At 58.8% G+C, this 6,604-nt stretch carries 5 protein-coding genes and 1 pseudogene; 5 read left to right on the top strand and 1 reads right to left on the bottom strand.

Annotation, left to right across the window (positions count from 1 at the left end; genetic code table 11):
• The first annotated feature begins 154 nt into the window (after positions 1-154).
• Genes AWB68_RS41635 through AWB68_RS41625 form a run of 3 tightly spaced genes read left to right on the top strand, consistent with a single transcriptional unit; the run spans position 155 to position 2,942 of the window.
• Positions 155-1,033, top strand: coding sequence for a tyrosine-type recombinase/integrase (locus AWB68_RS41635; protein WP_235028804.1), 879 nt, complete (start codon positions 155-157; stop codon positions 1,031-1,033).
• Positions 1,030-1,956: a tyrosine-type recombinase/integrase gene (locus tag AWB68_RS41630; protein ID WP_087649982.1), complete on the top strand. Its 927-nt coding sequence runs from the start codon at positions 1,030-1,032 to the stop codon at positions 1,954-1,956. Before AWB68_RS41635 ends, AWB68_RS41630 begins: the two co-directional genes overlap by 4 nt.
• Positions 1,953-2,942: a tyrosine-type recombinase/integrase gene (locus AWB68_RS41625; protein ID WP_087649981.1), complete on the top strand. Its 990-nt coding sequence runs from the start codon at positions 1,953-1,955 to the stop codon at positions 2,940-2,942. The genes AWB68_RS41630 and AWB68_RS41625 overlap by 4 nt, the downstream gene beginning before the upstream one ends.
• An 81-nt stretch (positions 2,943-3,023) precedes the next feature.
• On the opposite strand, the pseudogene AWB68_RS41620 reads toward AWB68_RS41625, so the two are convergent.
• Positions 3,024-3,818: pseudogene (locus AWB68_RS41620) on the bottom strand (IS256 family transposase); the annotation flags it as partial.
• Positions 3,819-5,395: 1,577 nt separating this feature from the next.
• Here AWB68_RS41620 and AWB68_RS41615 point away from each other — a divergent pair.
• Both AWB68_RS41615 and AWB68_RS41610 read left to right on the top strand, forming a co-directional pair.
• Positions 5,396-5,902 (top strand): hypothetical protein, encoded by a 507-nt coding sequence (locus AWB68_RS41615; protein ID WP_087649980.1) that lies wholly within the window; start codon positions 5,396-5,398, stop codon positions 5,900-5,902.
• Positions 5,903-5,905: 3 nt separating this feature from the next.
• Positions 5,906-6,154, top strand: a complete 249-nt coding sequence (locus tag AWB68_RS41610) for a hypothetical protein (RefSeq protein ID WP_087649979.1) — start codon at positions 5,906-5,908, stop codon at positions 6,152-6,154.
• Positions 6,155-6,604: the final 450 nt, after the last annotated feature.

Raw genomic sequence — 6,604 nt, 5'->3', positions numbered from 1 at the left:
TCATGAGTTCTCCCTCCATGCAAACAGAGACTCACAAATCGCAATTAAGTTGCATTATTTGTGACGCACTGCACTAGCGCCGCTGGTCAGCTACCTCAGTAACGTTGGGATCACGGTGGCGAGCGCGCACGCGGTGTTAAGTCCCAGCGAATCAATGCTGGAGCGCTATCGCAAATACCTTCTCGATGTGCGCGGGCTTGTCGCGACCAGCGCTCGCGGATATGTCGACGTGGCTCGTGCTTTTGCCGTGACCAGAGTCGCCGATGGCGAACTCGATTGGAAGTGCTTGCGACCGGAGCACCTGATCCAATTTGTGCTCTCTGCTAGCCGCGGTCGCTCAACCGGCACAGCGAAGCTAACAGTAACGGCATTGCGCTCTTTGCTCATCTACTTGCATATCGAAGGACTTATCGCGCAGCCGCTTGACACAGCAGTTCCGTCGGTCGCCGGCTGGCGCCTTGCGGGGTTGCCGTGCGCACTTGAGAGGCGCGACGTGCAACGCTTGCTGGCGGCTTGCGATCGGCGCACCCACCACGGACAACGCGATTTCGCTATGCTGATGCTGCTCGCGCGTCTGGGCTTGCGTGCCGGAGAGGTGCGTATGCTCAAACTTGACGACATCGACTGGCGCGCGGGTGAACTCGTGGTGAGAGGTAAAGGTCAGCGCATCGAACGGCTTCCTTTGCCTGCGGATGTAGGCCAGGCATTGGCATCGTACCTGCGACGTGGCCGCCCCGATACCGCACAGGGCCGTACTGTGTTCGTGCGTACACGCGCTCCTCACCGTGCGCTCTCATCCGGAGGTGTCACAGAAGCGGTGGCCGCCGCGGCTTCACGCGCGGGCCTCCCTCACATGGGCGCCCATCGACTGCGTCATACACTTGCAACCCAGATGGTTCGCTCGGGTGTTGCACTTCCCGAGGTCGCGCAGGTGTTGCGTCATCGGCGCCTGATGACCACGTCAATCTACGCGAAGGTCGACCGGGAGGGGTTGCGCCTGCTCGCCCGTCCGTGGCCGGGAGGTGCAGCATGAGCCAATTACATGATGCTCTGGCAGAGTATTTGAAGTTGCGCCGCTCGCTAGGCTACAAGCTGCGGCGGTCGGAGAAGTTGCTGCAGCAATTCATCAATTTCTTCCTGGCCACAGGAGCACCGGCAATCACCACGCAACACGCTTTAACATGGGCGTGCCAACCGAACGACGGTAGTAACAATTGGTGGGCCAATCGTCTGTCGGCAGTTCGTGGGTTTACTAACTATCTGCATGCCACCGATCCGACGGTCGAAGTGCCACCATCTGACTTATTGCCTTGGCGGCCGCACCGAGCCTGCCCGTATCTGTATCGTGAGGAAGAGATCATTGCGCTAATCAAGGCCGCCAGCGCGCTCAGCTCACCGCTACGAGTAGCAACCTACCAGAGCTTGATCGGATTGCTTGCCGTGACCGGAATGCGAGTGGGTGAAGCGATCAACTTGGATCTGCAAGACTTCGATGCGCGCAACGGCACACTGATCATCAAAGGTGCGAAGTTCAATAAGATGCGAGAGATTCCCTTACACCCAACAACGGTCGCGTCGTTGAAGCGTTATCTCGCGCGCCGCAACCGAATGTCCAGCGCCGAGGGAACCTCGGCACTGTTCACATCTCCGACGGGCAGCCGGCTCCTGTACTGCAACGTTCAGTGGACCTTCCAGCGACTGGTCCGCCAAGCAGGTCTCGTGTCGCACACCACTCATTGTCGCCCCCGTATTCATGACATGCGTCATGCGTTCGCCGTTAACACGATGCTGGAGGCCTACCGGGATGGTTCGGACACGCAGCAGCGTCTCACGCTGCTTTCGACTTATCTTGGGCATGTAAATCCGGCCTCGACTTATTGGTATCTGTCGGCAGCTCCGGAGCTGCTTGCCAAAGCAGCCGAGCGTCTGGAGCATCCGCATGGAGAGCAAACATGACTGAACTAGCCATTACTCTGCAAGCATTCTTCACTGACCGGCTCGTCCGGGAGCGTCACGCGAGCCCATGCACCGTCGCGGCATATCGCGATACGTGGCGATTGTTGCTTGGTTTCTGCGCAAAGCGAACAGGCAAATCACCTTCGGCACTTGATTTTGCTGATTTCGACGTTCCGCTTGTCTGCACCTTCCTGGACCACCTCGAACGGGATCGCAAAAACAGCGTGCGTACCCGTAACGCTCGGCTCGCCGCCATCCACTCACTGTTTCGCTACGCGGCGTTACGTCACCCCGAACACGCAGCCACCATCGCTCGGGTGCTGGCGATACTTCCCAAGCGCTTTGAGCGCGCGATCGTTACCTTCCTCACCGAAGCTGAAGTGCAAGCGTTGCTTGCGGCGCCCGATCGCACCTTATGGTCAGGACGACGTGACTACGCATTGCTACTGGTCGCGGTGCAAACCGGATTGCGAATCTCAGAGGTGATCGGCCTGCAACGGACTGACGTTCACCTCGGCGCTGGCGCACATGTCGCCTGTCAGGGAAAGGGCCGAAAGGATCGCATCACCCCCTTGACCGTCCCTGTGGTCAAGGTGCTGCGCGTATGGCTTGCCGAGTGTGAGGTCAATCCAGCTGCGCGGTTGTTCCCAACGCGCACCGGCACACCTCTCAGCCGAGACGCGATCGAGCGCCGTATCACTCTCCATGCAGGTAAAGCATCCGCTGCGTGTGCCACCTTGGCAAACAAGAACGTCACTTTCCATGTGCTTCGACATACCGCTGCGATGCGGCTTCTGGAAGCTGGAGTCGATCCCACGGTAATTGCTCTATGGCTAGGCCATGAACATGTCGACACCACTACCATCTACCTTCATGCGCATCTAGGCATCAAGGAGCAAGCTCTCGCCCGGGCCCGAATGCCGAACGCGAACCCGGGCCGGTATCGTCCCTCCGATCCACTTCTCAGCTTCCTGGAATCGCTCTGATTATGCCGATGCCTACAGCGCGTTCCCCGCCGGCGCCGCCGCATCGCGGCTGCACACCGGCATAATCGGAAGGTCGGCATAATGAAACCAGCAGCGCTGGCCACGCGTGACGGGAAACACCTCTTCCAGTGCGGCCCAGAAGCCCATCGCACCGTCGCCGACGGCCAGCAGCGGACCCGCCTGCAAGCCACGCGCTTTCAGGTCAAGCAGCAGCTCCAGCCACGACGCCTTGGTCTCACGGTAGCCGTCGCCGATCGCCACGCGCTCTTTGCTCCCATCCGGCCTCACGCCGATGATCACGAGTAGGCACTGGCCGTCCGAATTCTCGCTGCGCAGCCCCGTGTGAATGCCGTCTACCCACCAGTACACGTAGCGCGATTTCGACAGGTCTCGCTTGCTCCAGACCACATGTTCCTCGGCCCATTGCGCCTTTAGCCGGCTCACGACGTTCGCCGACAAGCCCTTGGCGTCGTCGCCAAGCAGCACCCTCAACGCTTCGCCCATGTCACCCGTCGAGATGCCCTTCAGATACAGCCACGGCAACGCCGCACTTACACGCGGCGACTTCCTCACGTACGGCGGCACGATCGACGAGTTGAACTTCACGCCTGAGCCTGAGCGATCACGCACCTTCGGCACTTTCACCGGGATCGGGCCGGCCGCCGTCAACACCTCGCGCTCTGGCAAGTAGCCGTTGCGCACCACGGCGCGTTGACCATGCAAGGTCTTCACGTTCGCGAACCGCTCCATCAGCTCTGCCAGCTCCGCTTCAATTGCTTGTTGAATTACTTGCCGCGCCCCTTGACGGACCAACTCGTCCAGGCCGAGACCGGCACCCGATAGACCAACGACTGCTTTTTCCGTAAACTTGCTCATGGTGGATGGTTTGTTGTTTGCTGGTTTCCGACTTCGACAATCAGATTCTCAGCTGAAACCTCCACCGCCTTCAACCTTCCGCCTCAACTCCCTCGTACACCACTTTCGACTTTAGCTCCGCAGCCCAACCGCAACCGGTCTATTACGTGCCCGTGCGCCCGGTGTACTACTGCCGCTGGCCGTACTGCTAAACCCGAGGCTAACCTAGTGAACCTCATCATTATCGCGTTGTTGTTTCTTATCGTCATATTTCTGGTGTACTTCATCAGCGAGTATCTGATCTACAAAAACCGGCATTACACCGTTGAGTATGAGCAGGAACAATCAAAATGAAACAAATCAAACTGCCGTACCGAGGCGGCCACACGGACACTCATCGCCATCGAGGCACGCTGCCGCGCTATCCTTGAGGCGGCGGGCAAGCTGTCCAACGAATCAGAGAAAACCTCCGCTGCATGCGAGAGTTGATTGATGAATACCTCGGCACAAGCGGGGCGTTTCATGGCCCGCAAGGCAACCCGCGCCGCCGCCCGTCGCCCGGAGCGCCCGAGCGCGCCTGCGCGTGGACAGCTTGAGGACGATGACCTTGCTTTCTGAGACCGACCGGGCGGTGCAACGTCGCGACCGGCGGCTCGCTGCGTTATTCGAACGTCTGGCCGGATGCGACCGGGAACTGCGGCGCTGGCTCGACCCGTACCGACGTCCAGACGAAACGCGCGGGCAAACCCTTGTCCGCCTGCTAGAAGCGACCGCGCCGCGCGGGAGGGAGCCCGATGAACCTGCGTAAGCCGTTCGACCTATCGAAATTGGCCGCGCATCGTGCGCGCCTGTTGGCGCTGGGCTACCGCGTTGTAGCGTTTTCCTTTCCCCGCAGTTGCGAGAACTAATCGCTCGCCATCGGCGGCGCGGCGAAAGCGTGGGCGCGGTACTCGACCGGCTGCTGCTGTCCGAGGCCGCTACGCGACCGCCCTGTTCTGCTGCCGACAACGAAAGGGACGCGAGGATGATTCGCCGCACACAAAATCAGATTCGACACAGTTGGAGGTCGAGTAACAATGGGCCGCGAACACTCTCTCTCAAATTCGTGAACCGGACGGCAGCGGCGTGGTAATCACGGCGCACGACGCGGTTCGATTCGAAAAGGGAAACGAACCGTAAGGCATCAGTGCGCACGCGAGCGGGCCCCTGCGTATGAGGAGGGGTGAGCGATCCTTAGCGTGAAGCCTAAACATGCGGCGGCACGCCTGGCGCTGCGCATTCTCCAGCGCGCTATCCGTGAGAACGGTCTCTACTTGCCCACTGATAGGCTTGACGCGTCCGTCTGACGCACCCCTCCCGCCATGGGGGCTATGAATATATTACGAACCAGTAACATTCATTACATTGAATCTGAGGGCCATTCGGGATTGTGAAATGAAGCGTTTCCTTGTTGCTGCTTTCCGGTGCCTGCCCTGAAATCGAGTGGATGACGTCGCGGACCTTGCGACGTTTCCGCTGTTTGTGATCTGCATGCTCGCTCGTGGCGCTGGCTTGCCAAACATCAATTTTTGCGCCATGAACAGCAGTTGAGGTAATTCGTGAAGTTTTTTAAAGGTCTTACGTTGGCCGCCGTCGTTGCGGGTCTGCTGAAAGGTTTAGTTTGGGTTCTCGCAATGGGCACGGCCAATATCGCCGGGCGCGAGGTCGGTAAAATCGTTTATGAAAGCAGTCAAGACGCCTACTACGCTGGGCATCTTTCCGAGTTGGCCGCTGCCATCAATAACAAATTGACGTTGCCGCAGACGCGCACAAATCCCGCTGGCGAAAATATTCGTATCGAGCCGGTCACTGCGGGGGAGAATGCACTGAATTATTCATACACCATTCTCGACTATACCGCAGAACAATTGAGCGATGGCGGATTCGACTCCGCGCGCTATATGCAAGAAAACCTCCCAGGCCAGCGTTCCAATGCTTGCGCAGATAAGGGCACGCGCAAGATTCCTGAGCGTGGTATTCGATTGCATTACGCCTATTCGAGCAAGGACGGTCAACGCATGGTGGCATATGATATTTTGCCGGCGGACTGTGATTTTAAGGGGTGAATCATGTTCGCCGTTCTGTCTGCTGTTGCAGCCGCCGTGTTGTATTTGTTCTACAAGACGACACCTCTAAAGACTGCGCTGGTTGTGCTCGCTGCGGTCGGCGCATTCTGCGGGTTCTGGATTGGATTTATTGCGGTCGCGTTTATGGACCACGCGAAGCCGTGGCCTGTGCTCGCCGCAATGCTGGGATGCGGCGTTCTGCTGCCGTGCCTCTATCATCGTGCAATCAAAAGTAAGCCAATCCCAGATTAGGCTGGCCGGCGCCTCCATAACGACTTTCGAGATTGAACTATAGACACTGTTGAAACCCATCCTCTTTGCGCTCTTGCTGGTTGTTGCCGCTCAAGTTGGCGTCCTCATAGCCGGGTCCCGTCGCGGGACTGGTTCTCGTTCGAGGTAGTCGCACTGTGCGACCACGTCGGTTCGTGCTGGTCAGCCCCTGCTGTCGCCCGCGCGCTGGTTTTCGCCATGTCGCGCAACAACTCACCCGCGCGTAGTTCGGCGCAAACGCGAATCTCGCCCGCTGCCCATTCAGCGTCGCGGTACAACGCCTTCCGGGCCCAGCGTTCAAGCAGTCCGCTTTCTGCCCTCCCTTTAAGAGAGGGGCAAATTGTGTGACGAAGATCTAGCCAAACATATTTGAAATTTGAAGGCGGCGCCGTTGCAGCTAGTGGCGATTCGCTTCGTCGATAGCGCGAAGGA

Source organism: Caballeronia choica, assembly GCF_001544535.1.
GTDB classification, from domain to species: domain Bacteria; phylum Pseudomonadota; class Gammaproteobacteria; order Burkholderiales; family Burkholderiaceae; genus Caballeronia; species Caballeronia choica.
This window is presented reverse-complemented; position numbering and strand designations above follow the sequence as displayed.